This window comes from Rugosibacter aromaticivorans (assembly GCF_000934545.1).
GTDB lineage: Bacteria > Pseudomonadota > Gammaproteobacteria > Burkholderiales > Rhodocyclaceae > Rugosibacter > Rugosibacter aromaticivorans.
On sequence record NZ_CP010554.1, the window covers coordinates 2306415 to 2332475 of the forward strand.

Sequence of the window (26061 nt, forward strand, 5' to 3'; positions counted from 1 at the left end):
CTATTTATTTTGTCTGCGCTGCAGGATGCGGGCCTGCTGACAAGTATGCCGCGAGCGCTTTTAATTCTTCTTCACTGACTTCCGTCATCCGAAACGCGGGCATTAATCCACGCCCATTACGCACTAAAAAACGGACGTAATCAGGCGTTAAATTATCGCGGTCGGCGAGCGCTGCTTTTTCTTTGCCATACAAAAAGCCCAAAGCTTGAGTGCCAGGCGTGCCCAGCCCGCGTTCGTGGCATACGGTGCAGTAATGCTCATAAATGGCGGCGCCTTGCGCCAGCGTGGCGGGGCTTATAGCAGGCGTAGGCACTGCTGCATCAGCTGCAAACACGGTAGTCGCCGTATAGCCAGCGCCGACTATTCCGCATACTAATGCCGCGCGGACTAAAGAACGTTTTCCAAAAACAGATTCAACCATTAAGCGCGCATTCATCATGCTCTCCCCTTACGCATGGACTTGGGCCAAATCCCCATTTTCCCTGGCGACAGAATGCCCGACGGATCAACAGCATCCTTGACCTTCTCGTGCATCCTCAATAACGCGGAATCATTCCAGTTATAGGTGCCTGCAATACGGTCCATGAAGTCAATGTGCGTCCGATACTCACCGTAACCCGCAGCGGCAGCAGCATCTACTAACTCGCCAAACAACTTGTTGGCACGCGCCTTTTCTTTGGGATCATTGCGATCAAAGGTGAGACAGAAAATATGATGCATGTCACGCCAACCTACCGCAAACTCACCGCAATAGTCAAAGCCCGCCTTGTTGCAGCGATCGCGAATCAACTCATACTGCTTGGTGGCATCCACACCAGTCACTGGTGAAATGGGTGAGAAATCGATGTGTGCGCCGTTGGGGATCCAATTCATTAAACTGTATTCCGTCATGTTCGGAATGCCAGCGCCCAGTTTTTTGCGGTAATTCCATGCCACATCGTCTTTTGAACGATCCTCATCGAAGTAAAACTTCGCACCGGGAATACTGGCAAAGGTATCTCGAATCACCTCCCAGGTGTTATCCATCATGGGTGGCGGGCCGTAAAGCGCACCGTAAAAATTCCAGGCACCGATCCGCAAGTCTTTGCGCATTTTTTTGCGTACGCTATCTGGAATCGGCCCTTTACCGGTGTAGTAATCACGCCGCGTGACCTGCACTGCCGCTTCCCACAACATTTCCACCGTCATTGCCACCGCAGGCACCAGCATATTCACTTTGAGTGGGCGCAGTGCCTCGGTAATCGCATGCAGATCACTTTCCTTCTCAAAAGTAATCATGTAAGGGCGATAACCTGGCGGCTCGGGCATCAACCAAATGCCAATCTTGGTCACTACACCAAAATTGGATTGCGTAAACAAGCCATCCACCGAGGGGCCAAATCCATATTTATAGAGATGATTTGTCTGGCTACCCGGCAGCGCCCCCATGCCTGTGTGTACGACCGTACCATCCGCTAGCACTACTTCCATTCCACATTGCATCGTCACGTGATCGCCATACGGGGTGTAGCCCACGCCGTGCTCGGTCATGTTGGGTAGCACGCCGCCCCAGCCCGGCGCTGCGCAGTCAACCCACAGTTTGCTGCCAATTTTTCGCAGGTGGCGATACAGATCGATATAGCTCACGCCCGGCTCAACCACGGCATAGCCGTGCTTTTCATTCACTTCAAGAATGCGGTTCATGCGCTTGAGATCCAGCACAACATAACCCGCCTTGCGCGGCGCCGGGCCGCCGTAGGCAAAGTTTTTGCCTGTCGAAATCGTCCACAGCGGCGCCTTATAGTGGCGCGCCACTTCCAATACACGCTGCAATTCTTCGACATTGGCAGGCGCAACAGCAGCCGAAGGTTGGTGCATCTCGGCCGGGGTTGTCAGGTAGGCATCGTTATAGGCTGGCAACTCCCATTGCGGATCAGTAAATACAAATTCGCGTCCAACCGCTTTTTGCAGGTCAGCAAGTAAAGCAGCAAACTGTTCGCGCTTTATTCCGGGGGGTAGAACGGATTCCATCAAACAACTCCTTTCGGCCAAGCCAGTAACGAAACAAGATCGCCGCCCGGCCAAGCATGCGAATTCACATCAAGCGTTTTGCGTTCAGCATCCGCAGAAAATTCCCCCCGCGTCATTGATGCAAGCACAACGGCGTACTGCGCGGGGTCCCGCACACGATCCAGCCAGCCAGAAAGTTGATTCATCGGCGCGTCCAGGCCATTAAACGCATGCCGCATCTGACCGCCCGCCTGACGGCTATGCCGCCCTTCAAGCACCACGCGCCAGGTCGGCTCTAACATGCCGCGCACAGCAAACACAGTGGCCGGCCTGCCTAAAACAGCCAGCGAACGGCCACGGGCGGAAGCCAGCGCATCCAGCATCGCGCTCCAGCCGGCCGCATCATCCAGCGTTACTGTTTGATAGGCGAGACCAATCTGCCGCACGCCAGCAGCCATATCGGCCCCCATGGCGGCATCTGCCTCAAAAAGACAAAGACTGTTTTCCGACTCAGCCAAGCCACCTGCTACGGCATTTGTCGCCATGCCAAGCGACGTCAGCAGCGGTAACGCAGCACCGCCACGCACCGTCGCCTGCAGAAATGTCCGCCGCGAAGATAGAGTTACGCTCATTGGATTCTCTCACTCCTACAAAATGACTCATGAAGACCAGAAAGAAAAATTGCTGCATTCTGGTGACATGCTTTGATTGTTATTTGGCAGATATCGGTAGTACCCAACCCGCCACCCCTGCAACATGAAAAACCGGGCGCGCTCACCGCGCCCGGTTTACAACTTCGTACATCGTGAGCCCACTCAGCATCAAATGAACTCAGGAACTCTCAGGAAGAACTCTCAAGAAAAAAATCGCCGACCAGCTTGGTAAAACGCTCGGCATGCTCGATCTGCGTCCAGTGACCACATTGCCCAAACACATGCAACTGTGATTTGGAAATCAGCTCAAACAGCTTGAGCGAGGCTGATAACGGAAGAACTTGATCTTCGCGACCATGAATAATCAGCGTGTCATGCGGCAAGGCGCGCACGTCTTCCTCGCGACTGGCCAGTGCATCAACCCAACGCTGACGCGGGGCGGGAAACATACTGGAAAACGCCTCTTGATATCCCGGACGGATACTGGCCTCATAACGCAACTTTGCCAGCTCATCGCTCACCAAGCTTCGGTCATAGGCAAAAATATCCATAATCTTGCGCATATTCTCGAATGAGGGCGTATAGCCCCATACGTCATCAAGCCCTTGGGTAAGTTTGAACGACGTACCCGCCGCACCCATCAGCACCAGGCGATTCACGCGCTCTGGCGCGCGAATCGCCAGCGCCAGCGCCAAACCACCACCGAAAGAATTACCAACAATGTGCGCGCGCTCAATTTTCAAGGCATCCAGCAAACCCAATGCATGGCTCACCCAGTTTTCCATGGAATACTTAATCCCCGCCGGACGCTCGGTGTAACCAAATCCCACCATATCAGGAGCAATCACCCGGAAGTTTTTGGCCAGCACAGGCATGCTCAGGCGCCAATTGGCAAAGGCCGTGACACCGGGGCCAGAACCGTGGATCATCAATACTGGATCGCCGCTGCCCTGGTCGTGATAGTTTGTTGCAATGCCGTTAGCGACAATAGACAAACCGATCTCTGGATTACTGCTCATTACATCTCCTCCGCTGAGTTAATGACTAAACATTTAGTCAAATACTTTCCCTCATTTTGTCACAAAAAAGACCTGCATCAAACTCGCGCTTGGCTTTTTTTGAAAATCTCCAGTAAATCAAACGGCTGTAAAAATCTGCCCGGCGTCACACGTGCTACAGGCAACAGAGCCAGCGCAAACCATCATGCCCCTTATAATGGGAACGGAACATGATGCATCACCAATACGGCTGCTTAACGCATGCGCCACACCCGCTTGCAGCACTATTTTTCACGTTATTTCTTACCTGATCTGCCCTCCCCTCTTTGTACGCACACCATGACATCTAGCGCTGACACGAGTTATTCCTCCACGCCGCGCACCAGCCGCGAGCTATATGTTCGCCTTCTAGGTTACGTGCGGCCTTATTGGCGTACGTTTGTGCTGGCCATTGTCTTCATGGCGATTTCGGCCGCCACTGAGCCAGTTTTCCCCGCGCTCATGAAACCTTTGCTGGATAGTGGTTTCGGCGGGAAAACAACGGGGGTATATAACCCTTGGGTGTTGCCACTCATCATTGTGGGTGTGTTTTTGTTGCGTGGCATGTTCGGTTTTTGCGCCGATTATGCGCTTGCCTGGGTTTCCAACAAGGTGGTGCTTGATCTGCGCAATGACATGTTCAAACGCCTGGTGCAACTACCAACTACGTTTTTTGACAATCAATCATCTGGCGCTGTGATGTCGCGCATCGCCTACGATGTAACGGGTGTTACTGGTGCGGCCACTGGCGTGCTGACCATTTTGATCAAAGACACGCTCGCGGTAGCCGGGCTTTTAGCCTGGATGTTTTATCTCAACTGGATGCTAAGCCTGATTGCGTTAATCATGATCCCCGGTATTGCGCTGGCGGTGCTCAGTTTCAGCAAACGCTTGCGCGCTACCAGCCGCGGCGTACAGCGCGCCATGGGCGAGATCATGCACGTGCTCGAAGAAAGCATTGAAGCCCATAAAGTGGTCAAGATTTTTGGCGGCCAAACCTATGAAGGACAGCGGTTTGCTGCGGCAAGCGGCACGCAGCGCAGCCAGGCCATGCGCCAGACCATTGCCGCTGCGGCACTGGGGCCGATTGTGCAACTGTTTGCCGCCGTGGCGCTGGCAACGATTATTACGGTTGCCATACAGCAATCCAACGCCAGCGATCAAACCACGGTGGGGAGCTTCGTTTCATTCATTACCGCCATGCTGATGTTGCTGGCCCCACTCAAACGGCTGACAGATATTAACGCGCCGCTGCAACGCGGGCTGGCGGCGGCCGAAAGCGTGTTCGACCTGATCAATGAAACACCTGAAGACGATTTTGGCGCCACCGTTCTCGGGCGCGCAAGCGGCAATGTCATATTTCGTGATGTCCACCTGCGCTACCCTGAGGCCTCCCGTGAAGCCTTGGCTGGCATTAATCTGGTGCTTCCCGCAGGAAAAACAGTGGCGCTCGTGGGCACATCGGGCAGTGGTAAAACCTCGTTGGCAAATTTACTGCCCCGCTTTTACCACCCTACATCCGGCGAAATCTTGATCGATGATCACTCGATCGAAACTCTGACTCTTGCTTCCCTACGGGCAAACATTGCGCTGGTATCGCAGGATGTCGTGCTCTTCAATGACACGGTTGCCGCCAATATTGCTTATGGCCTGCAGGGGATCACGCAAGAATCCCTGGAGCAAGCGGCACGCGCAGCACATGCGCTGGAATTCATCGAACACATGCCGGAAGGTTTTGCCACACTGATTGGTGAAAATGGCGTCAAGCTCTCAGGCGGGCAACGCCAACGTCTGGCGATTGCGCGCGCGATCCTGAAAAATGCCCCGATCTTGATACTCGATGAAGCCACGTCCGCGCTGGATACCGAATCCGAACGCCACGTGCAGGCGGCGCTGGATGTGTTGATGAAAAATCGCACCACACTGGTTGTTGCCCACCGCTTATCCACCATCGAACATGCTGATCGCATTGTCGTGCTGGAAGCCGGGCGCATTGTTGAAGAAGGATGTCACGCCGAACTGCTGGCAAAAAATGCGGCGTATGCCAATTTTTATCGCATGCAACGAACAACCGAAACACAGCAAGAAAAACAACCACTCCCGTGACCATAAAAATACTCCACACGGAATCATCGCTCGGCTGGGGCGGGCAGGAAAATCGCACGCTCAATGAGTTGATCGGCCTGCGCACCTTGGGATATCAACCGTTGCTGGCCTGCCCGCCAAACGCTCGCTTGGGTGTGCGGGCGCGTGAAGCAGGCTTTGAAGTGATTGATATTGCCATGCGCGGCGCACTCGACTTGCCCGCGCTGTGGAAGTTACACCGCTTGATGGCTTCGCGACACATTGACATTGTAAATACGCACAGTGGGCGCGACACCCAGCTCGCTGGCATGGCCGCGCGCACGCTGGGTCACCAACGGCCACGCATAGTGCGCACGCGGCATCTGGCGCTGCCGATCTCTTCCCTATTCAGCTACGTCACACTGCCGGACCATGTCGTCACAGTCAGCCGCTTTGTCGCGAGTTACCTCGTCTCGGCCAAGGTGCCGGCAGAACGCATTACCGCTGTGCCCACGGGTATCGACTTGAGCCGTTATCAAACCACGACCCCTGGCAGCTTGCGGGCAGAATTGGGCTTAGCCAATGACACACCGCTTATCGGCACCGTGGCAATTTTGCGCCGCAAAAAAGGGCACGCCGAATTGATTGAAGCCATCCCGACCGTGCTGGAAAAATTTCCTACTGCACACTTTGTTTTTGCCGGCGATGGCCCACAGACAGACAACTTGAATCAACGCATCGCTGAACTCGGTTTAACCCGTAACGTGCATCTGCTTGGCTTGCGTCGTGATGTCGTCAATGTACTCGCCTCACTCGATCTTTTTGTTCTGCCCACGCATCAAGAAGCGCTGGGCACGGCCTTTATTGAAGCCGCCGCCATGGGTGTGCCAGCCATTGCCTGCCGCGTGGACGGTGTGCCCGAGGTTGTTTGCGATGGCAAAACCGGGCTGCTCGTACCCGTCGGTGACAGTGCAGCCATTGCCGCCAGCATCATTCGTCTTCTGTCCGATAACCCCTTGCGGCAGTCGATGGGTATTGCCGCACGCCATTGGGCAGAAGCACATTATTCGCGCGAAGTGATGGTCGATGGCATGCTGGCCGTGTATCAAAAACTACTGACTGCAAAAAGCTGATCCATGAAAACTGCGCAAGGCATTCCGGTCTTGATGTATCACCATGTCAGCCCCAACCCAGGCCTTGTGACCGTCTCGCCCGAGACGTTTCACACGCAGATGGCCTGGCTCGCCCGGCACAATTACCGCAGCATAGGCGCCGATGATCTGGCGGCCTTTTTGACCGGTACGCCGTTACCTGAAAAATCCGTGATGATCACCTTTGATGACGGTTATCTCGACAACTATCTTTACGCGCATCCGGTGTTGCAGGCCCTTGGGTTAAAGGCTGTGCTTTTTGTGACCACCGGCTGGCTGGGTCAGGGTACTCCGCGCGGAATAGTGCACAAAGACGTGCAAAAAGTCGGCGCTGGTGACACGGCGCACAGAGGGCAACGGATGCCGGCAGCATCGGCGCTCACCCCATCACATCGCGTCTGCATGGAAAGAATCGCTGCGGGGCAAGCGGATGATGTCATGCTGCGCTGGAGCGAAGTGGTCGAAATGAACGCGGCAGGCAGCTTTGAATTTCATTCCCACACCCACACGCATCAACGCTGGGATCGGCTGGCAAGCGATCCGCAAGCGCGTCGAACAAAATTAGCTGAAGATTTAGCCGCGTCACGCGCGGCGCTAAAAACGCATCTGGGCAGCGTATCGCCGCATCTGTGTTGGCCGCAAGGCTACTTTGATGCCGACTACCAGGCTGTGGCACATAGCGCCGGATTCACCCACCTATACACCGTGAATAAAGGAACCTGCACCGCAAAGACGCCGGCTTCGGCCATTCCCCGCGTGGTTGTCAAAGATCGTGCAGATGGCTGGTTTGGGCGACGTCTATGGCTTTACCGCCACCCTGCGCTTACCCGCGCTTATCTCGCTTTACGGGCGGGCGGCGGTTAACCGCGAGCAACAAACGACGCAGCGTGATTTACGCAGCGTGAGCCAGCCCGCCTTCAACAAGAATATCCTGGCCCGTGATATACCCACTGCCTGATGAAAGCAGAAACGCCACGGTTTCCGCAATTTCATCCACCCGACCGGCCCGCGCCATGGGAATCATGGCGCACGTCGCCTCATCGACGGGGAAGCTGTCAATAAAACCAGGCAACACATTGTTCATGCGAATGCCCGCTGCCGCATAGCGTGTCGCATAAAGCTTGGTAAAGCTCGACAACGCCGCGCGAATTGCCGAGGAAATAGGATAACCAGCACTGGGCTCACGTGCGCCGTAAGTAGAAATATTCACCATCGCCCCGCCACCCTGCCGCTCGAAAACCGGCGTCACCAGACGCGACATGCGCACCACATTCAGCAGCAAGAGATCAAGCGCCGCATGCCAGTCGTCATCGCTCAAAACCAGCAGCTCGCCGCTGGCCGCGTGGCCTGTGTTATTCACCACTGCATCAATGCAGCCATAGGTAGACAGTGCGAGATCAACCAGCCGGGTGAGGTCAGCCGTTTCAGTCACTGAACCTTGTAAACCGACACCACCTAATTCCTTCGCCAGATGAATGACACGCTCAGAGCGTGCCATCAATACCACGTGATAACCGCGTGCAGCCAAGATGCGGGCGCACGCCGCCCCCATGCCCTGGGAGGCGGCAGTAAGGATAGCCACTTTATTTTCCTTGGTCTGTTCACTCATGCAAAACTCCCTGTGGAATTCGGTGCGCTAAATTAGTACCTACTTAGTTGTCAACGAAATGTCAGATTAAGCAGACAACTGTAACGATTTGTACTGGAGGAATTCGTCCAGCCCATAGCGCCCCATTTCGCGGCCCAGGCCCGACTGTTTATAACCACCAAACGGCGCTTCGATATTAAAAGCGCCGCCATTGATTTTCACCTGGCCGGTTTGCAACCGGCGCGCAACACGCAGCGCGCGTGCCGAATCAGCAGACCACACCGCCCCCGAAAGCCCGTAGGCCGTACCGTTGGCAATGGCAATGGCTTCTTCTTCATCGCGGTAGGTGATGATGCTCAGCACCGGGCCGAAAATTTCTTCCTGGGCAATCACGCTATCGGGTGCAACGCGGCCGAATACCGTGGGCTGCACATAACAGCCACGATCAAGCCCTGCCGGTCGCTCGGGGCCGCCACACAATAGCTCGGCGCCTTGTGCAATGCCTTGCCGAATCATGCTCACCACGCGATCACGCTGGGCAGTGGATACCAACGGCCCGAGTTTGGCGGTATCGCTCAAGGGGTCGCCCACCGTAAAGCGGGCAGCCACTTCAGTAGCTATCCTTGCTGCCTCTGCATACCGCGCCTCGGGAACAATCAGGCGGGTGAGTGCAAGACAGGTTTGACCGGAATTCAGAAAACAGGAATTCACCGTCGCGCGCACTGCTGCCTCAAGATCAGCATCATCCAGCACCACCGCAGCGGACTTGCCGCCCAATTCCAGCGTCACACGTTTCATACGCTCTGCCGCCAGCGCTCCAATGCGAGCCCCTGCACGAGTAGAGCCCGTCATGGAAATCAGGTTCACTTCAGGATGAATCACCAGCGCTTCACCCGCCGTTGGGCCATAGCCCGTGATCAGATTAAAAACGCCCGGCGGCAAACCAGCCTCTTGAATAATTTCAGCGAGTACAAACGCCGCCAGCGGGGCGACTTCCGAAGGCTTCCAAACCACCGTGCACCCCGTCGCCAGCGCTGGCCCGAGCTTGGTGGCAATTTGAAACAACGGATAATTCCACGGCGTAATGCAGGCGGCAACGCCGACGGGCTCCCTCAGGACGAGTGAATTACCCACCCGTTCTTCAAAACTGAATTCACGTGCATGCCGCGCACAGACTTCAAGAATCTGGATCGGCAACCCCACTTGCATGCGGCGCCCCATTTTGCGCGGCATGCCAATATCTGCGGCAATGAGATCGGTCAGCTCCTCCGTGCGCGCTTTTAAGCCCGCGCAAATACGGTCAATAAAGTCCGCTCGTGCCTGTGGCAAAACGCGGCGCCACGCCTCTTGCGCGCCTCGTGCAGCAGTGACCGCCCGATCCACATCGACAGCATTCGCGTCCGGCACCGAGCCTAATCGTTCGTCCGTTGCCGGGTTGAAAATATCAATGCGGGCAGTCGCATCCGCAGCAACCCACTCGCCATTGATAAAAAATTTATTCTGGATATGCATCGCTTATTCTTTTCGAACAAATAAAAATCAGGACTTTGCCTTGATCAACCGCGTGGGGTTGTAGGTGAGCACCACATCACCTTTTTGATTAATCACCCGGTTCATGGTCTGCACCACGCCCCGGCCGGGTTTTGAGCTCGGGCGCACCATGATCACCTCGCATTCCACGTGTATCGTATCGCCCACGCAGGTGGACGCCGGAATCTTGATTTCAGCGCCTAAAAAAGCCATGCCGGTATCCTGCATTGAAGGCATCAACAAGCCTTCGGCAAAGGCGTAGACCAGCGCGCCTGGCACCACACGCCCCTTGAGCAGCATACCTTCGCGATCTTCGGTATTGGTAAATAGCTCTTCGGTAAACCAAGCCAGATTTACAAAGCTCACCAGATCGGTTTCCGTCACCGTGCGGCCACGGGTTCTGAAACAATAGCCCTGTGTAAAGTCTTCAAAATGCATGCCGCCACCTATCAGGGCATACGTTGCCGTCGTGGTTTTTGTCATAGTGATTTTCTTTATAAAAGCTCAATGGCAATGGCCGTTGCTTCGCCGCCGCCGATACATAAACTGGCGATACCCCGCTTAAGACCGCGCTGGCGCAATGCGCCAATCAGCGTCACCATGATGCGTGCACCCGTCGATCCCACCGGATGACCCAGCGCGCAGGCGCCGCCATGGACGTTCATTTTTTCATGCGGGATATCCAATGCCCGCATGGCGCCGAGTGCGACCACAGCAAACGCTTCATTCACCTCGAACAGATCAACGTCTTGCGTTGTCCAGCCCGTTTTTGCGTACAGCTTTCTAATGGCATGAATAGGCGCAGCAGGAAAAGACGCCATATCAGCGGCGTGCGTTGCATGGCCAATGATGCGGGCTAGCGGTGTCAAAGACAGTCGCTCAGCGGTTGATTGCAGTGTCAGCACAAGCGCTGCAGCTCCGTCAGAAATCGAGCTCGCATTCGCTGGCGTAATAGTGCCATTGGGGCGAAACGCCGGTTTCAATGTGGGAATTTTTTCGACATTGACAGCAAAAGGCGTTTCATCCTTGTCCATCACCGTCTCGCCTGTCCGGCTTTTAATCGTAACAGGTGCAATTTCCCAGGCAAAACTCCCGTCGGTATTGGCCAACTTTGCACGTTGTGTTGACACCGTTGCGTAGCGATCTTGCTCCTCGCGGGTGAAGGTATTTTGCTCAGCCCATGAGCAGGCAAAGTCGCCCATGAGTCGTCCTTCAATGGCATCTTCCAAGCCATCGGTGAGCATGTGATCAAGCACTTTCTGATGGCCCAAGCGATAACCTGTACGCGCACGTGGCAGCAAGTAGGGCGCGTTGCTCATTGATTCCATTCCCCCCGCGACAACCATGCTTGAACTGCCTGCCAGCAAAACATCGTGCCCGAGCATGACTGCTTTCATGGCTGAGCCACACATTTTGGTCAGCGTGGTGCACCCGGCAGAACCTGGCAGCCCGCCACCTAATGCGGCTTGCCGTGCTGGCGCCTGCCTTTGACCGGCAAACAAACATGTGCCGAACAGCACTTCATCAACCGATTCAGACGCAATGCCTGCGCGTTTAACTGCCTCACGAATCGCCACGGCACCCAGCTCAGGTGCGGTGAACCCAGCGAGTTTGCCTTGAAAAGAACCAATCGGCGTTCTTGCTGCAGCGAGGATGACTACCGGATCATTGTTTGCCAATTTTTCTACTATTGCGTTTGCCATTTCTTTTCCTTGAATTTTGACAGCGCATCAACGCGGCTGTACGCGTATAGCGCCATCCAGACGAATGACTTCGCCATTGAGCATGAGATTGCCAATGATGTGCTGCACCAGGCCTGCGAACTCTGCAGGACGCCCCAGGCGTGGTGGATAGGGCACCGATTGACCCAAGGCTTCCCGCACATTTTCAGGCAATCCCATCAGCATGGGTGTCTCGAACACGCCTGGCGCAATCGCCATGACGCGAATGCCGTGGCGCGCGAGCTCCCGTGCTATGGGCAGCGTCATGGCAACAACACCGCCTTTAGAAGCTGAATAAGCCGCTTGCCCAATCTGGCCTTCAAACGCTGCAATCGATGCCGTATTGATGATCACCCCGCGTTCGTTCTCGGCCAGGGGCGGCTGCTCTGTCATCGCAGTTGCCGCCAGACGCAACATGTTAAAGCTGCCAATCAGATTGATATTGATAGCCCGCGCAAAAGTATCCAGCGAATGCGCGCCCTCTTTACCCACGACTTTCTCGCCAGGCGCAATACCTGCGCAATTCACCAGCCCGCGCAGGTTGCCAAACGTCGTCAAACAGGCGTCGATTGCTGCTTGAGCACTCTTTGGATCGGTGACATCCGTTACAACAAACCGTGCGTTGACACCCAACTCGGCCGCCAGCTGCTCACCTTGCGGATTAACATCCGCCAGGATCACGCGTCCACCTTGCGCTACCAGCATGCGTGCGGTTGCAGCGCCCAGCCCTGAGCTAGCACCGGTCACTACAAAACCGTTATCTTTAATTTCCATAAAAACTATTCGCTTATGCCTTAACCGGTAAATTGATGAGAATGGACTGCACCGGATCACTGGAAACAGAACGTGTGCTGTGGCCTTCACCCACCATATCATCAGCATAGATCACCGACCCGGCACCGAACACGCGCTTCTCGCCCGTGCCCACGGTAATTTCAACCTGACCACTGAGGAAAATCAGATACACGGGATTAGGCACCACATGCCAGCCCGAGGCGTAATCGGCACTGGCTTCACGGAACATGAAGCCCGGCACCACTTGTAAATCAGAAAACCGCCCGAACTTGCCTTTGTCGGTCAAGGTGATCGGGGTGTCCTGAAAAAGCGATTTGCCGTCAGGCCCGGCAGTAATTTTGACAAGGTTCATTTCAACTCCAGAAAAAATCAAAAAGTCGGCGCTGGCAACACGGCGGTGCACGAGAAACAAGCACCATCACGTGCTTTACACCAATGGTTAGACCATGCAACCTAGAGGCAAGGCATGAAAAATTCTTCAGGCACCAGCGCTTCATCATAATAAGAAAGCGCCTCTCGCAAATTGGATGTTGACCACACCACAGGCTGGATTTCAGGATGCACTTCCGTCATCCGCCCAACCGCGCAGAGCTCCAGCCGCACACCGCAATAATCGAAAAAGTGCACCGAAAAGGTGTTGCCGTAAGGCTGACGTAACGGGCCAAGCAAATCAAGCTCTATCCCGTCACTCCTCAAGAAATAGCCATCCGACATGATGTCTGATGAATCTTCTTTGGTAAAGGCAATGTGATGCAGCTTCACTTCCGTACCGGGGTAAATTGCAATTTCTTGCCCACCCACATTTTTTGCCATGCGGAACAACAACGCTGAAATGGTTTTGCCCTTTTCATCGACAATTTTTTCCGATGTCAGAAATCCCAGCATGTCGGCCAAAAAAGCGCTGCAGCGTTCTGGATCGGGCGACGTAATAGCCACGTGATTAATATTGAGTGGCGCTGCCGTGCCACGAATCGCTTTAGGGGCGACCCAGTCAGGGCCTTCAAATCCGGACACATAACCCAACTGCTGGATATCCGCAAACAAACGGATGCGTGGGCCAGCCGGAACATCAAACGCAATCGACTTACCCAAACCCTTGAGCACGCTGTCTGCCTCCGCCGCCTCAATAGCAACACCTGCGGCTTCGAGCTTGCGGTGAAAACCCTCCAGATCAATATCGTCGCGTACATGCAGGCCGATTTCAACCAGCCCCGGTTTATCACTTTGGTCGACTACGAATGAAAATTTATAGGGTTCGTGCCAGCAGCGGAACATCACCCGATTAGGTTCAATACCCGTTTCCAGCAAACCCATCTCGCGCGTGTAAAACTCGCGCGTTTTCAGCAAACGTGAATCTTTCACCGCAATCCGGGCATAGCCCAGGCGATGTATGCCTCTACGAATCAGAGCCATCCTTTACATCCTCCAAAGTGTGAGATCGACAAATGAAAACGGTGGAGTCGCAACTTAAGTCACCACTTCAAAGAAGTTGGCAAGCACAGCGCTCTCGTAATAGAAAACCCCACGTGGAATATTTTCACCTGCCCAGACGATGGGAGGAATTTTATTGCGCACAACCGAACCTTCATACACGCCACATTGAAACTCATTGCGGTTACCTGACGGATCATGAAAATAAACCGTTGTCACCCCTGCCACTCCGTGACGGCTGATGCCGTAGTCAAAGGTTGCCACTTTGCGATGCTTGAGCATATCCACGCGGCGAATCACATCTGCTCTATCGCTCACATAGAAAGCAATATGGTGCAGGCTGTTTGGTGGCCCCGGAGCGAATGCCACGTTATGAATCGTGTTACTCACCGTCAGAAAGAATGCAAATGGATTACCGTCCGGCCCATGGATGCATTCCGTCAGATTGAAGTCCAGCACTTCTTGCAAAAACTTTGCTGTTTTGTCGCAATCATTTCCTGCGAGCAATGTGTGATCCAGATGCGTCACCGGCCAAATGCCATTCAAATTTTCCAGAATAATGTCCGGGTCTTTCATTCCGTACGAATAACCCACCTTTTCAGAGTGATAGAAAAGATTGAACGTATGGCCGGAGGGGAGTTCAATGCCGAGCCCCTCGCCCTGCCCCATGACATCCCCCGCTGCAACACGATGGGTTTTCAAACCCCATGCCTTGGCGCCGGCTTCCGCCTCGTTCAAATCATTCGGATCGTTTACCTTAAAGCCCACATGATCAAGTCCGGCCCGATCAGATGCATTCAAGATAATGCAATGATGATCCTGCGATTCATGCGCCTGCAGGTACACCTGCCCGGGGCTCCTTCCGGTAACCCGCAGGCCAATGACCTCGGTGTAATGTTTTTCACTTGCGACTAGATCCAATGCGCGAATACTCAGGTAACTCAGCCTTGATACAGCCATGATGATCTCCTCTCCTATGTTTTTATTTATCGCTACAAAAAACATCCGTTTCAGTTTCTCATACTACACCCACATGAAGCGTTGCCTCAACCACTACCACTGCCAGCGCCGCCTTCACACAGACGACCGGACAACAGGGCGACCAATCATCAAACGAGAAACACTTGCCTTGATCTTTTCCAGCCAGCTGGCGTTTTCGATTTTGGTGACTTTGAAAAACGAGGGACACAGTTGCGCCGCCGTGGTGATCTCGCCGCACACGCCACAGCCAACACAGGTGGTGTCAATCGCCGCAACCGGCGCAGTACGCAAACTGTTCGGGCCTTCTTTGAGCGTGAGTGAAGGACAGCCGTTAAAGCGCATGCAGGCATGATCTCCCACGCAAACTTCCGCATCCACACCCAGTCGATCAATTTCCACCCGCTTGCCCGCCTTGATTGCCGCTTCGCGTTCCGGTTTGACCCGCCGTTGCTTTTGCAGCTGGCATTCTGCTTCAGAAATCAATACGCGGACTTGCGGTATCTTGGCATCACGACGAATTTTCTTGATTTTGGCTTGAAAGTCGCGGAAGTCATAGGGGTTGGCTGTTTCTATTTTTTTTACCCCCATGGCAGCAAATGTTTTGACTATGCTCATCTCGGTGCCGACCGCTTCGCCCGTCATCAGCTTGCCCACGTTGGGATTTTCGTGCGCGCCGGTCATGGCGGTCCATTTGTTGTCCAGCACGATGTAGGTTGTATCCTGGCGGTTGTAGATCGCATTGGCGGCAGACGTATTAAACGCGCTATGCCACAGCGTGCCATCACCAACGACGGACACGTTGTGCTGTTCAGACATCGCAGAAACAGCTGACGCCGCAGCCAGCCCCGCACCCATGCCCACGTTGGAGTCAGACATCTGGAACGGAATAAATCCGGCCATGCCATAGCAGCCCACATCGCCGCCATGCCAGTCTTTCACGCCGGTGTTGTATTCCTGAATTTTCATCTGCGAGAACACCGGACGTTCCGGGCATCCGGTACAAAAAGTGGGGAAGCGCGGCGGCACCGGGGCAGGAAATAGATCGACTGCCTGACGTTTGCGGTTAATCAGGCCCTGCACGGCGTCTCCAGGGAGGGCACCCGTGTCGGGAATTGCCTGCATGATGAATTGGGCCAACGCCGGGCCCAGTTTCTCAGGCGTTAGCTCGCCGTATTTAGGCACCAGGTCATGACCACGGAAACTCAGGCGAATATCTTTTTTCTGGATCAGTGCCCGGATATGGCTTTCCATCAAATCAGGCTGCCCTTCTTCTACCAGCAGCACGTGACTTTTGCCCTCAACAAACCCGGCAATCTGGTCATCATTCAGCGGGAAAATGACATTCAACTGCAACAAATGCAGACGCGGATCCAATTCACCAAATTCATCCGCCAGCCCCATGATGCTAAGCAAACGCATCGTGGTATTGAACGTGGTGCCATGCGTGATGATGCCTACTTTCGCCTCGGAATTGCCAAAGTATTCGTTCAGATTGCGCTCAACAATCAGGCGCGCGGCAATCGGCAGCCGTTCTTCGTAACGCTTGGCCTCTTGCTGAAAAGAATACGGCGGCAAAGCGAATATTGTCGGGTCGCGGCGAAACTCCTTGAGTTTATTAACCGTGCTGATCTTGGGCAGTACGTTATCGCCGACAGTGATCTCCGCATTGGCATGCGAGTGTTGCGGCCTTAAAAGCAACGCCACAACGGAATTACTATCACGTGATAAATCCATGCCTTCTTTAACCATACGATGCAACACTTGCTGGTCATGCCGCGGATCAATCACCGGCATACCGATTTTGTGCCCCCAGGGCAGTGTGCGTTGCAAAACGGTGGTGCTCGAGCCGCCGTAATCCTCGCCCACGATGATCATGGCACCGTCTTTTACCCCTAGTTGCGAGACGTGATCCACCACATCTTGACCCACGCCGTTGCCCAGCACTTTCCAGGTCACCGCACCCCGCACGGGCTCGAAAACAGACGCCGTCAACAGTGCAGCGGCAGCCATTTCGTTGCTCGAGGTTTCAAAATAGCAGCCGTAATCTTTGAGAATCGGGTCATACGCATCGGCAAACGCATCCAGCAAATTAGCCGTAGGCGCACCAGGGTAACCGCCAAAATAGCTGATCCCGCATTCGAGCAGCGCCTTGAGCACAACCAAGGCGCCATCGCCATAGAGGGTTTCGCCTTGCCCGCGTTTGAGCTGAGAAATTTCGTCAGTGGTAAATGAATGGGACATCGTTTTTATTCCGTTTTTTGGTTGGAGAAAGTGGCATTTTCTGGCCACTTGTAGGCAGGCGGCTGCTTTGCTGAAAATCGAGCAATGGCCTCGGTACATTCAGGGGTGGCAATCGCCATGCTTTGTGCTGCGGCTTCCAGACCCAGCATGGTTGCCAGGCTGCTTTCATATGACTGATTCAGTGTGTGTTTAGTAAAGCCAAACGCCGTGGGCGACAGATGTTTCATGGCATGCGCCAGCGTAGTTGCTCGTTGCAGGACATCTTCCGGGGTATGTATTTCCAGCGCGATGCCCAGGTTTAACGCCTCTTCAGCTGAAATTTCACGCGCGGAATAAATCAACTCTTTGGCCCGTTGCAAACCTACCACACGCGGCAAGGTGTACATGGCGCCATAGTCGGGCAACAAACCCACCCGCATAAAGGCCATGCAAAAGCGCGCACGATTCGACACTACAACGATATCCGCTGCTAATGCCAAGCTAAAACCAGCACCATAAGCCGTGCCATCCACCGCTGCAATCACCGGCCGATCAAGGTTCATCAACTCGGTGAGATAGGTATGTGCCGCCATCAACCGCTGCCGCATGATGCGCGAATCCACCCCCTCCATGCCGAGCAGATCGCCCCCCGCGCAAAATGTCTCCCCTGCGCCGGTAAGCACCACGGCGCGAATGGATTGATCCAACTGAATTTGCCGCACCAGCGCGCCCAGTTCTTCGCGCATGGTCGAGTTAATGGCATTACGGCTTTCCGGGCGCGACAGCGTAATCGTTGCAACGCCGTCATCAACAGCAAAATTTAAAGTTTCGAACGCGCTCATGAGATCGCTTAATGTTTTTGATAGACCGTCACAACGCATGCGCCGCCCAACCCCAGATTGTGCTGTAGCGCGATTGTTGCGTCCGCCACTTGCCGCTTTTCGGCCTGGCCTCGCAACTGCCAAGTGAGCTCGGCACATTGCGCCAAACCAGTGGCGCCCAGCGGATGCCCTTTGGAGAGTAAACCGCCGGAAGGATTGGTCACCACTTTGCCGCCATAGGTATTGTCGCCATCAAGAATGAATTTCTCTGCCGTGCCGTGAGGCGTTAAACCCAAGGCTTCATACGAGAGCAATTCATTGACTGTAAAGCAGTCGTGCAGTTCCACCACATCCACGTCTTCGGGGCCGATACCGGCCTCGTCATACGCCGCCATCGCTGCCCGCTGCGCCATGTCTGAACCAATCAGGTTGCGCATATCATCGCTAAAAGCATCTCCACGATCTGTCGTCATGACTTGTCCGGCAATGGATACGCGCATATCCAGCCCATGCTTTTTGGCAAACGCAGGCGAACATAAAATTGCGGCAGCTGCGCCACAGGTCGGCGGGCAGCATTGCAGGCGGGTCAAGGGGTCGGTCATCCTGGGGGATGCCATCACTTCTTCCAGCGTGGCGGGTTTGCGAAACACCGCATACGGATTGTGCGCCGCATGCTGGCGCGCCTTGACGGAAATACGGCCGAACGTCTCGGGGGAAATACCAAATTCATCGATATAAGCACGCCCGGCAGCAGCAAAAAACTGCGGCGTTCTGGGTGCCGCCTCATCAAACTGGTTGTGATCTTGCAGCACCTGAATAAAGCTATCCAACGGGCTGGGCCGGTCACTATAGGCACCGCCTTTGAGCGCACCCGGATTCATTTGTTCAAAGCCCACCGCTAACGCGCAATCCACCGCGCCACTGGCCACCGCCTGCCGCGCGAGGAACAATGCCGTAGACCCGCTGGCACAGTTGTTATTCACATTGATGACCGGGATACCCGTCATGCCAACGCCATATAACACGGCCTGCCCAGCCGTTGAATCCGCATACACATAGCCCGCATAGGCTTGCTGTATCGCGGTGTAATCAAGCCCGGCATCGGCTAACGCCGCACGCACGGCGCGTGCGCCCATCACCGGGTAGGGATCACTCTCACCAGGTTTAACAAACGGAATCATGCCAACGCCGGCAACATATACGGTGGGTGCAGCCATGCTCTTCTCCTGTTTTTGTGACGATTTTTTTGTGGCAAATCACGCTAGCAAATACAGTCGCTACAGACGACAACGAGCATCTGCTCATGTTTAGTACGGCTTAACTATACACCGCAAAACCGCCGCATTAAATTCTGCCCGGCATGCATCACCGCACGGGCAATACAAACCCAACACAAACCGCATGGGAGGACGATTTCGCAATAAAATGCACCCCCGCGTGTTTTCTGTTGGGCGTCGATACGGCTTCTGCCGTGCCCACCTCCCGCGCCCACCCCTCTTTGGTATCTGCCCTGTGATTCTGCTCCGTAATCTTGGTTTTTCCCGCAATGGTGACCCGCTGGTTGAAGGCGCTTCCCTGCAAATTCATCCTGGCTGGAAGGTTGGTTTAACCGGCGCCAATGGCTGTGGCAAATCGTCGTTTCTGGCGCTTTTGCGCGGCGAGCTGCATGCCGATCGCGGTGATCTGGAACGCCCCGCCAGTTGGGTGTTAGCCCATGTCGCGCAAGACACCCCCGCGTTACCCGACGCAGCGCTTGAGTTTGTGCTTGATGGCGATATCGAATTACGCCAGATCGAACGTGATTTACTCGCCGCGGAACAACACCCGGATGATGACCACGCCGGTGAGCAGATTGGCCTGTTGCATTCGCGCTTGGGTGAGATTGATGGCTACGCCGCCCGCTCCCGCGCTGCCTCCTTGATGCATGGCCTGGGTTTTACGGATGCCGACTTTCTTCGCCCGGTGGCGGAATTTTCCGGCGGCTGGCGCGTGCGGCTGAATCTGGCGCGCGCCCTGATGTGCCGCTCTGATTTGCTGCTGCTCGACGAGCCCACCAATCACCTCGATCTGGATGCGATTCTGTGGCTGGAAACCTGGCTCAAGAATTACGCCGGTACGCTGATATTGATCTCGCATGATCGTGATTTTCTCGATGAAGTCACCAGTCACATCGTACACGTTGAAAACTGCCGCATGCAAATGTTCACCGGCAATTACTCCGCCTGTGAGCGCGCGCGCGCCGAGCGGCTGGCCAATGATATGGCAATGGCCGAAAAACAGCGCCGCCAGGCAGCCCACTTGCAAAACTACATCGACCGTTTTCGCGCCAAGGCTTCCAAAGCGCGGCAGGCGCAAAGCCGCATCAAGATGCTGGAAAAAATGGGCGATATTGTCGCCGCGCACATTGATACGCCGTTTAGCTTCAGCTTTCCCGAACCCAGCGCTTTTTCTGACCCGCTGATGGTGATTGATCGCGTAAAAATCGGCTATAAAAATACAGCACCGATTCTTGAAAATCTGAACTTCAGCCTGCGCCCTGATAGCCGCATTGGTCTCTTGGGCCGCAACGGCGCGGGTAAATCCACGCTGATGAAACTGCTTGCCGGGGACATTCAAACCCTGGCGGGCACGCGCGAAGAAGGGCGCAATCTCAAGCTCGGCTATTTTGCCCAGCATCAGCTCGAACAACTGCGTCCCACCGAATCCCCGCTGTGGCACATGATTCATCAAGAATCCGCCCTAGGCAAACAAACCCGCGAGCAAGACTTGCGCAGCTATCTGGGCAGTTTTGATTTTCGCGGGGACATGGTGGATGCCCCCTGCGGCCGTTTTTCCGGTGGCGAAAAATCACGCCTGGCCTTGGCTTTGATGATCCGCACCGCACCCAATTTATTGCTGCTGGATGAGCCCACCAACCACCTTGATCTGGAAATGCGCGAAGCGCTGACCATCGCCCTGCAGGAAACCGATGCCGGCATGGTGCTGGTCTCGCATGATCGCCACCTGCTGCGCGCCACATGCGATGAACTATGGCTGGTGGCCGACGGCAAGGTGTCGTTATTCGATGGCGACCTGGACGACTATGCCGAATGGCTGGCGGAAGAACGCTCCAAGGAAAAACGCAGCGGCGGAAAAACGGCGGAAAAAACGGCAGCAAAATCCGCCAGCCCTGCCGCGCAGCCCTCAGCTTTCGATTCGCCCGAAAAGTTCCCGAAGGGACGCAACGCGCTGGCGCTGGCAACACGGCAACCACTCGTCAAAGCAGCGGACAAGCTCGAAAAAAAACTCGCCAGCTGGCAAGCCGAACTCGCGGCGCTAGCAATACGGCTGGCTGATCCAGCGCTCTACACCGCAGCAGATAAAACCCTGTTGCAAACACTCGCCCAGCGCCAAACGCAACTCACCACGGAGATTGCCAGCACTGAAGAACGCTGGCTGGCCCTGCAAGAGCAAATCGAACAAGTCGGCGAGCCCGCTGCGTGATTGCCGACCTGCCAGAACCTTCAGAAGAAGCCCGTGAAGCAAGCGCTGCGCTCGCCGCGTTGATTGCGGATGAAATAAAAACCCACGGCTGGATATCGTTCGCCCGCTATATGGAGCTCGCGCTCTACACCCCCGGCCTGGGCTATTACGCCGGTGGCGCGCACAAGTTTGGCGACCATGCCTCCGGCGGCGATTTTCTAACGGCACCCGAGCTCACCCCGCTCTTTGGCCAGGCGCTGGCGCGGCAAGTGGCGCAAGTTCTCGCCGCCTCACAACCCTGCATGATTGAAGCGGGCGCGGGCAGCGGTCGGCTAGCGGCAGACCTTTTGTTAGCCCTTGATGCCCTGGGCTGCGCGCCGCAACGCTATGCGATTCTTGAACTCTCTGGCGAACTGCGCGCACGCCAGGCCGCCATCATTGCGCAACACGCGCCGCAGTTTCTTGATCGCGTGCAATGGCTGGATGCGCTGCCCGAAAAATTCTCCGGCTGTTTGATTGGCAATGAAGTGCTCGACGCCATGCCCACGCACGCTGTGCGCTGGGATGAAAACGGACTGATCGAATGCGGCGTGCGGTGCGGTGAAGAGCAAGAAGGTCATCCACTGCACTTTGCTGAGCGTCCCGCCAGCCAAGCATTGATCGACGCCGCAGAAATCTTGCCAGCGGCTGCGCCTTATCGCGGTGAAATCAGCCTGGCCGTGCGCGCCTGGGTAGCCGAGCTTGCCGGGCGCATTGAATGTGGCGCGATGATTTTGCTCGACTACGGCCTGCCGCGCCGCGAGCTGTATCACCCGCAACGCGATGGCGGCACGGTGCGCTGCCATTATCGGCATCGTGTGCATGACGATCCCTTCTGGTATCCGGGCTTGTCCGACATCACCTCGCATGTCGATTTCACCGCCGTGGCCGAAGCCGGATTTGACGCAGGGTTAAGCGTGCTCGGCTACACCAATCAGGCGCAGTTTTTAATCAATTGCGGCATCGGTGAATTACTGCAAGAAAAACTCGGCGCTGATAAAGCCCCTGCGCTACAAGGCGGTCGAGCAAAAAACGCTCTCCTCGCCGTAGCGGATGGTGACACGGTAACCGAAGCGAATTTACGTGCAGGGTTACGTACCAATGGCGCCGTCAGCGTGCTGCTTTCCCCCAACGAAATGGGCGAACTATTCAAGGTGATCGCGCTGGGGCGCGGCATGCCGCAACCGTTATTGGGCTTTACGCGGGGCGACCGGGTGCATGCGTTGTAGTTGTCGTGGCGCGCCACGGCGCCACTTTCACCAGCAGCAGCATGCCCGGCACGGCCAGCGCCGCGCACAACAAAAAGAAACCAACCCAACCCATGTGCTCCACCAGCACGCCGGTGGTGGCGTTGATAAAAGTACGCGGCACCGCAGCCAAACTCGTGAACAACGCAAACTGCGTGGCGGTATACAGCGGGTTCGTCGCCCGCGCAATAAACGCCACGAAAGCCGCCGTGCCCAGCCCTACGCCCAGCGCCTCAAAGCCGATCACCAGCGCAAGCTGGGCAAGCTCTGCCGCGCCCACCGCAACACGCGGGCCCAGCCAGGCCAGCCACGCAAAACCGAAAATCGACAACAACTGCACCACGCCAAACAACCACAGCGCACGATTGATGCCGATCTTCACCATCCACAATCCCCCCAGCAAACCGCCGATTACCGCCGGCCACAAGCCCGCATTTTTGGCTACCACACCGATCTGCGATTTTGCAAAACCCATGTCCAGATAAAACGGCGTCGCCAGTGCCGTGCTCATCGAATCGCCCAGCTTGTACAGAAAAATGAAGGCCAGAATCAGCACCGCCTCGCGCCAGCCAGCGCGCGTGACAAATTCGTGAAACGGCTCCACCACCGCCTCGCGCAGGGTTTTTGGCGCGCTCTTGGCAACCGCCGGTTCCGCCGCAAACAGCGCCAGCAACAACCCCGGCAGCATGAACAGCGCGGTGATAATAAACACCTGCACCCACGGCAGATGGTCGGCCAAAATCAACGATAGTGAGCCCGGCACCAACCCGGCGATGCGATACGCATTGACATGCACCGAGTTGCCCAAACCTAGCTCTTGCTCCGGCAGAATCTCGCGGCGAAAGGCGTCGAGCGCAATGTCCTGCGTGGCTGAAAACAACGCGATAGCGATAGTTAGCCAGACAATCGAATCCAGCGCCACCGTGGGCGACAAAAAACCCAGCGTGGCAATCGAGCACAATAGACCAATCTGCGTAATCACCATCCAGCCACGACGCCGCCCCAGCGGCGGCGCATAGCGATCCAGCAGCGGCGCCCAGAGAAACTTCCACGTGTAGGGAAACTGGATCAACGCAAACAAGCCTATCGTCTTGAGATTCACCCCCTCCGAGCGCAGCCACGCCGGCAGCAGATTGAGCAGCAGATACAGCGGCAGGCCGGAAGAAAAGCCGGTAAACACACACAACAGCATGCGCCGGTTAAGCAAGGGCGCATACCACGCCGTCTCACCAGCGCCGACTTTTTGCATCACAGCCGATCCAGCGGGCTCATCACCCCGCGCCCGCCTTTGTTCAGCACATGGGTGTAGATCATTGTTGTCGATACATCCGAATGGCCGAGCAATTCCTGCACTGTGCGGATGTCGTAACCACCTTCCAGCAGATGAGTGGCAAAGGAATGACGCAGGGTGTGCGGCGTGGCCGGCTTGGTCAGCCCCGCATCACGCACGGCCTGTCGCACAGCCCGCTGAATGGCCTGGTCTTGTATGTGATGCCGTCTTGTTTCACCGGAACGCGGATCAACCGATAACCTGGCCGAGGGGAATACATATTGCCAAGCCCACTCTCGCTCAGCCTGTGGATATTTTTTACTCAACGCATAAGGCAGATACACAGCACCATAGCCTTCAGCCAGGTCTTTTTCATGCAAATCCTTCACCCGCTTCAAATGCAGCTTCAGAGGCTCAATCAGCATCCCGGGCAACATTGTCACCCTATCCTTGAACCCCTTTCCATCACGAATCAGAATCTCTTTACGCGAAAAATCAACGTCTTTGACACGCAACCGTAACGCTTCCAAGATGCGCATCCCCGTGCCATACAGCAAGCTCACCACCAAATGCGGTGTGCCATCCAGATGGGACAATATTTCCTGAACCTCCATCGGGGTCAACACCACTGGCAAGCGCTTTGGCGCCTTGGCACGCTCCACATCATCCAGCCACGGCAAATCAACACCCAAAACCTCTTTATACAAAAACAGCAGCGCACTTTTTGCCTGGTTCTGCGTGCTGGGCGCAACCTTACCCTGTACCGCAAGATACGTTAAAAATTGTTCCACCTCCAAAGCCCCAAGGTCTTTGGGGTGCTTCTTGTCAAAATGCAGGATAAAGCGTTTAATCCAATCGACATAAGCTTGTTCTGTACGTATGCTGTAATGCTTCAAGCGAATTTTGCCCCTCACAAGATCCAACAGTTTTGGCGGCTCAGAATTCGACGTCGTCATAGTTTAAATTTAGGCAGTACTAAAAATAATTATTGCAATGATTATATTGAATATTTTATTTTTTTCTAAAACAGAAATAGCCTATTTGACGGGAAATAATGCGTCAAATAGGATGTCTACTTTACGTTGGGCGTCGGGTCAGCGTAGGCGCCGGCCCGCGCCAGACACCAAGCGAAAACGCGGTTCTCGCGGCAGTCTGGCAGCGGCATCGGCCACGCCATCACGATCCGGTAGCACATCCAGTCAATGAGCATTTGATTTCTCCACACACGCCTTCATGGCCTTGTTCCAGCACTCGTCGCAGTCGATCCCGCAGGCACCATAGTTGTGCACCCGCAGCCCTGGCCGGGAGGAACAGCGCAACACCGCGCCGGGAACCTGAAGTTGGAGCAAAACACGATGGTGAACTACGTCGGAACACCGAAATTCGTCGGTCATCGCAAACACGCCCGGCGACACTTGCACCCGGACTTGATAGCGAAACGGGCATTCCCCGCAGATCGGATCGCTGGTGCCAGGGTCTATGCCGCACCACGAAAATTCCCCGCCGTGCGGGTCATCGTTTGAAAGTACGCAGTCATCCATCATTCGCCCTCCCGTGAGCCGCCGCCCAACCCGTCGTGCGAAGGGACCTGCGCAAGAAGCCGCGCAGGCCCCTCCACTCTGTCGTTAGGCAACATGTTCATCACCGACGCAGAGGAACACCGCGCGTCTCTGGAAGCCGTCTTGCTTCGGCACGCCAGCGAACGCGTATCGCTTGAGATTGTCGAAAATGTTGCCAGTTGGGCCGTCGCGAATCACGTCACAGTCGAAGGCAACCCGCTTGCTTCGGCCATCCCTGCGAGAAATGGACTCAGTCGGTCAATCGTGCTGCAGCGAAAAATGGACGAGAACGATACAGCGGGAATTCTGGGACGCCTAGATTTCGGTGGGCACTCGCGCGAACGAAGCCTTCTTGTGAATCCCAAGCTGTTCCTTCGCCATACCGTCCTTCACGAACTCGCTCACCTTGAGAACAATTGGGGCCAGGCATACGAGGATGAGTCCGACAGTTGGGCTTTTGAACGGCTGTCCGCTCAATGGAGGGGTTAGGCCGCCAAGTCAAA

The 26061-nt window shown here is 55.4% G+C and carries 24 protein-coding genes; 6 read left to right on the forward strand and 18 right to left on the reverse strand.

Annotated elements, in window-relative coordinates; translation table 11 throughout:
* Positions 1-4: 4 nt before the first annotated feature.
* The 4 genes from PG1C_RS11475 to PG1C_RS11490 form a co-directional block, all read right to left on the reverse strand.
* Positions 5-439, reverse strand: coding sequence for a c-type cytochrome (locus PG1C_RS11475; protein ID WP_202634897.1), 435 nt, complete (start codon positions 437-439; stop codon positions 5-7).
* Positions 436-2010, reverse strand: coding sequence for an FAD-binding oxidoreductase (locus PG1C_RS11480; protein ID WP_202634898.1), 1575 nt, complete (start codon positions 2008-2010; stop codon positions 436-438). Before PG1C_RS11480 ends, PG1C_RS11475 begins: the two co-directional genes overlap by 4 nt.
* A complete protein-coding gene (locus PG1C_RS11485; protein WP_202634899.1) occupies positions 2010-2621 on the reverse strand; it encodes a hypothetical protein in 612 nt (203 codons plus the stop codon). The genes PG1C_RS11480 and PG1C_RS11485 overlap by 1 nt, the downstream gene beginning before the upstream one ends.
* Before the next feature lie 209 nt (positions 2622-2830).
* Entirely contained in the window at positions 2831-3661 is an 831-nt protein-coding gene (locus PG1C_RS11490; RefSeq protein WP_202634900.1) for an alpha/beta fold hydrolase, read from the reverse strand.
* Between the two features lie 318 nt (positions 3662-3979).
* Between PG1C_RS11490 and msbA the strand changes: the two genes are divergently transcribed.
* From msbA to PG1C_RS11505, 3 genes are read left to right on the forward strand one after another with little or no spacing between them, the layout of a single operon-like run.
* Positions 3980-5785 (forward strand): lipid A export permease/ATP-binding protein MsbA, encoded by a 1806-nt coding sequence (msbA, locus tag PG1C_RS11495; protein ID WP_202634901.1) that lies wholly within the window; start codon positions 3980-3982, stop codon positions 5783-5785.
* Entirely contained in the window at positions 5782-6876 is a 1095-nt protein-coding gene (locus PG1C_RS11500; RefSeq protein WP_237218170.1) for a glycosyltransferase, read from the forward strand. Before msbA ends, PG1C_RS11500 begins: the two co-directional genes overlap by 4 nt.
* Positions 6877-6879: 3 nt before the next feature.
* The gene (locus PG1C_RS11505; RefSeq protein WP_202634902.1) at positions 6880-7758 is read left to right on the forward strand and encodes a polysaccharide deacetylase family protein; all 879 of its coding nucleotides are present in this window, start codon (positions 6880-6882) and stop codon (positions 7756-7758) included.
* Positions 7759-7786: 28 nt separating this feature from the next.
* Here the strand turns inward: PG1C_RS11505 and PG1C_RS11510 are convergent, their stop codons facing one another.
* From PG1C_RS11510 to PG1C_RS11560, 11 genes are all read right to left on the reverse strand, one after another.
* Positions 7787-8503 carry an SDR family oxidoreductase gene (locus tag PG1C_RS11510; RefSeq protein WP_202634903.1) on the reverse strand — a complete coding sequence of 239 codons (717 nt, stop codon included), beginning with the start codon at positions 8501-8503 and terminating at the stop codon, positions 7787-7789.
* A gap of 66 nt (positions 8504-8569) precedes the next feature.
* Complete coding sequence (locus tag PG1C_RS11515; protein WP_202634904.1) at positions 8570-9994, reverse strand: aldehyde dehydrogenase family protein; 1425 nt, start codon at positions 9992-9994, stop codon at positions 8570-8572.
* Positions 9995-10021: 27 nt separating this feature from the next.
* The gene (locus PG1C_RS11520; protein WP_202634905.1) at positions 10022-10495 is read right to left on the reverse strand and encodes a MaoC family dehydratase; all 474 of its coding nucleotides are present in this window, start codon (positions 10493-10495) and stop codon (positions 10022-10024) included.
* 11 nt (positions 10496-10506) lie between these two features.
* Positions 10507-11715: an acetyl-CoA C-acyltransferase gene (locus PG1C_RS11525; protein ID WP_202634906.1), complete on the reverse strand. Its 1209-nt coding sequence runs from the start codon at positions 11713-11715 to the stop codon at positions 10507-10509.
* 27 nt (positions 11716-11742) lie between these two features.
* On the reverse strand, positions 11743-12507 hold the full coding sequence (locus PG1C_RS11530; protein ID WP_202634907.1) for a 3-hydroxyacyl-CoA dehydrogenase: 765 nt from the start codon (positions 12505-12507) through the stop codon (positions 11743-11745).
* 13 nt (positions 12508-12520) lie between these two features.
* Positions 12521-12880 carry a cupin domain-containing protein gene (locus PG1C_RS11535; protein ID WP_202634908.1) on the reverse strand — a complete coding sequence of 120 codons (360 nt, stop codon included), beginning with the start codon at positions 12878-12880 and terminating at the stop codon, positions 12521-12523.
* Between the two features lie 101 nt (positions 12881-12981).
* Complete coding sequence (locus PG1C_RS11540) at positions 12982-13941, reverse strand: VOC family protein (protein WP_202634909.1); 960 nt, start codon at positions 13939-13941, stop codon at positions 12982-12984.
* Positions 13942-13995: 54 nt separating this feature from the next.
* Positions 13996-14964, reverse strand: coding sequence for a VOC family protein (locus PG1C_RS11545; protein ID WP_202634910.1), 969 nt, complete (start codon positions 14962-14964; stop codon positions 13996-13998).
* Positions 14965-15033: 69 nt separating this feature from the next.
* Complete coding sequence (locus tag PG1C_RS11550) at positions 15034-17181, reverse strand: thiamine pyrophosphate-dependent enzyme (protein WP_202634911.1); 2148 nt, start codon at positions 17179-17181, stop codon at positions 15034-15036.
* Between the two features lie 5 nt (positions 17182-17186).
* Positions 17187-18002: an enoyl-CoA hydratase/isomerase family protein gene (locus PG1C_RS11555; protein WP_202634912.1), complete on the reverse strand. Its 816-nt coding sequence runs from the start codon at positions 18000-18002 to the stop codon at positions 17187-17189.
* An 8-nt stretch (positions 18003-18010) separates the two neighbouring features.
* The gene (locus PG1C_RS11560; RefSeq protein ID WP_202634913.1) at positions 18011-19198 is read right to left on the reverse strand and encodes a lipid-transfer protein; all 1188 of its coding nucleotides are present in this window, start codon (positions 19196-19198) and stop codon (positions 18011-18013) included.
* A 295-nt stretch (positions 19199-19493) separates the two neighbouring features.
* Here PG1C_RS11560 and PG1C_RS11565 point away from each other — a divergent pair, with 295 nt between their 5' ends.
* Positions 19494-21464, forward strand: coding sequence for an ATP-binding cassette domain-containing protein (locus tag PG1C_RS11565; RefSeq protein WP_202634914.1), 1971 nt, complete (start codon positions 19494-19496; stop codon positions 21462-21464).
* Complete coding sequence (locus tag PG1C_RS11570) at positions 21461-22711, forward strand: class I SAM-dependent methyltransferase (RefSeq protein WP_284431761.1); 1251 nt, start codon at positions 21461-21463, stop codon at positions 22709-22711. Before PG1C_RS11565 ends, PG1C_RS11570 begins: the two co-directional genes overlap by 4 nt.
* Here the strand turns inward: PG1C_RS11570 and PG1C_RS11575 are convergent.
* From PG1C_RS11575 to PG1C_RS11585, 3 genes are all read right to left on the reverse strand, one after another.
* Positions 22680-23978: an AmpG family muropeptide MFS transporter gene (locus tag PG1C_RS11575; RefSeq protein ID WP_237218171.1), complete on the reverse strand. Its 1299-nt coding sequence runs from the start codon at positions 23976-23978 to the stop codon at positions 22680-22682. The two genes, PG1C_RS11570 and PG1C_RS11575, sit on opposite strands and share 32 nt — an antisense overlap.
* Positions 23978-24955 carry an integron integrase gene (locus tag PG1C_RS11580; protein ID WP_202634915.1) on the reverse strand — a complete coding sequence of 326 codons (978 nt, stop codon included), beginning with the start codon at positions 24953-24955 and terminating at the stop codon, positions 23978-23980. Before PG1C_RS11580 ends, PG1C_RS11575 begins: the two co-directional genes overlap by 1 nt.
* A gap of 243 nt (positions 24956-25198) precedes the next feature.
* Entirely contained in the window at positions 25199-25543 is a 345-nt protein-coding gene (locus PG1C_RS11585) for a hypothetical protein (RefSeq protein ID WP_202634916.1), read from the reverse strand.
* A 90-nt stretch (positions 25544-25633) separates the two neighbouring features.
* Between PG1C_RS11585 and PG1C_RS11590 the strand changes: the two genes are divergently transcribed.
* The gene (locus PG1C_RS11590; protein WP_202634917.1) at positions 25634-26047 is read left to right on the forward strand and encodes a hypothetical protein; all 414 of its coding nucleotides are present in this window, start codon (positions 25634-25636) and stop codon (positions 26045-26047) included.
* The last annotated feature ends 14 nt before the right edge of the window (positions 26048-26061 follow it).

Bases quoted from the DNA above. Each gene is read 5' to 3' on its own strand.
- PG1C_RS11555 (WP_202634912.1), bottom strand. From the start codon at position 18,002: ATGAGCGCGTTCGAAACTTTAAATTTTGCTGTTGATGACGGCGTTGCA.
- PG1C_RS11545 (WP_202634910.1), bottom strand. From the start codon at position 14,964: ATGTTTTTTGTAGCGATAAATAAAAACATAGGAGAGGAGATCATCATG.
- PG1C_RS11550 (WP_202634911.1), bottom strand. From the start codon at position 17,181: ATGTCCCATTCATTTACCACTGACGAAATTTCTCAGCTCAAACGCGGG.
- PG1C_RS11485 (WP_202634899.1), bottom strand. From the start codon at position 2,621: ATGAGCGTAACTCTATCTTCGCGGCGGACATTTCTGCAGGCGACGGTG.
- PG1C_RS11515 (WP_202634904.1), bottom strand. From the start codon at position 9,994: ATGCATATCCAGAATAAATTTTTTATCAATGGCGAGTGGGTTGCTGCG.
- PG1C_RS11490 (WP_202634900.1), bottom strand. From the start codon at position 3,661: ATGAGCAGTAATCCAGAGATCGGTTTGTCTATTGTCGCTAACGGCATT.
- PG1C_RS11560 (WP_202634913.1), bottom strand. From the start codon at position 19,198: ATGGCTGCACCCACCGTATATGTTGCCGGCGTTGGCATGATTCCGTTT.
- PG1C_RS11505 (WP_202634902.1), top strand. From the start codon at position 6,880: ATGAAAACTGCGCAAGGCATTCCGGTCTTGATGTATCACCATGTCAGC.
- PG1C_RS11520 (WP_202634905.1), bottom strand. From the start codon at position 10,495: ATGACAAAAACCACGACGGCAACGTATGCCCTGATAGGTGGCGGCATG.
- PG1C_RS11535 (WP_202634908.1), bottom strand. From the start codon at position 12,880: ATGAACCTTGTCAAAATTACTGCCGGGCCTGACGGCAAATCGCTTTTT.
- PG1C_RS11475 (WP_202634897.1), bottom strand. From the start codon at position 439: ATGATGAATGCGCGCTTAATGGTTGAATCTGTTTTTGGAAAACGTTCT.
- PG1C_RS11530 (WP_202634907.1), bottom strand. From the start codon at position 12,507: ATGGAAATTAAAGATAACGGTTTTGTAGTGACCGGTGCTAGCTCAGGG.
- PG1C_RS11590 (WP_202634917.1), top strand. From the start codon at position 25,634: ATGTTCATCACCGACGCAGAGGAACACCGCGCGTCTCTGGAAGCCGTC.
- PG1C_RS11525 (WP_202634906.1), bottom strand. From the start codon at position 11,715: ATGGCAAACGCAATAGTAGAAAAATTGGCAAACAATGATCCGGTAGTC.
- PG1C_RS11510 (WP_202634903.1), bottom strand. From the start codon at position 8,503: ATGAGTGAACAGACCAAGGAAAATAAAGTGGCTATCCTTACTGCCGCC.
- PG1C_RS11480 (WP_202634898.1), bottom strand. From the start codon at position 2,010: ATGGAATCCGTTCTACCCCCCGGAATAAAGCGCGAACAGTTTGCTGCT.
- msbA (WP_202634901.1), top strand. From the start codon at position 3,980: ATGACATCTAGCGCTGACACGAGTTATTCCTCCACGCCGCGCACCAGC.
- PG1C_RS11585 (WP_202634916.1), bottom strand. From the start codon at position 25,543: ATGATGGATGACTGCGTACTTTCAAACGATGACCCGCACGGCGGGGAA.
- PG1C_RS11575 (WP_237218171.1), bottom strand. From the start codon at position 23,978: ATGCAAAAAGTCGGCGCTGGTGAGACGGCGTGGTATGCGCCCTTGCTT.
- PG1C_RS11580 (WP_202634915.1), bottom strand. From the start codon at position 24,955: ATGACGACGTCGAATTCTGAGCCGCCAAAACTGTTGGATCTTGTGAGG.
- PG1C_RS11540 (WP_202634909.1), bottom strand. From the start codon at position 13,941: ATGGCTCTGATTCGTAGAGGCATACATCGCCTGGGCTATGCCCGGATT.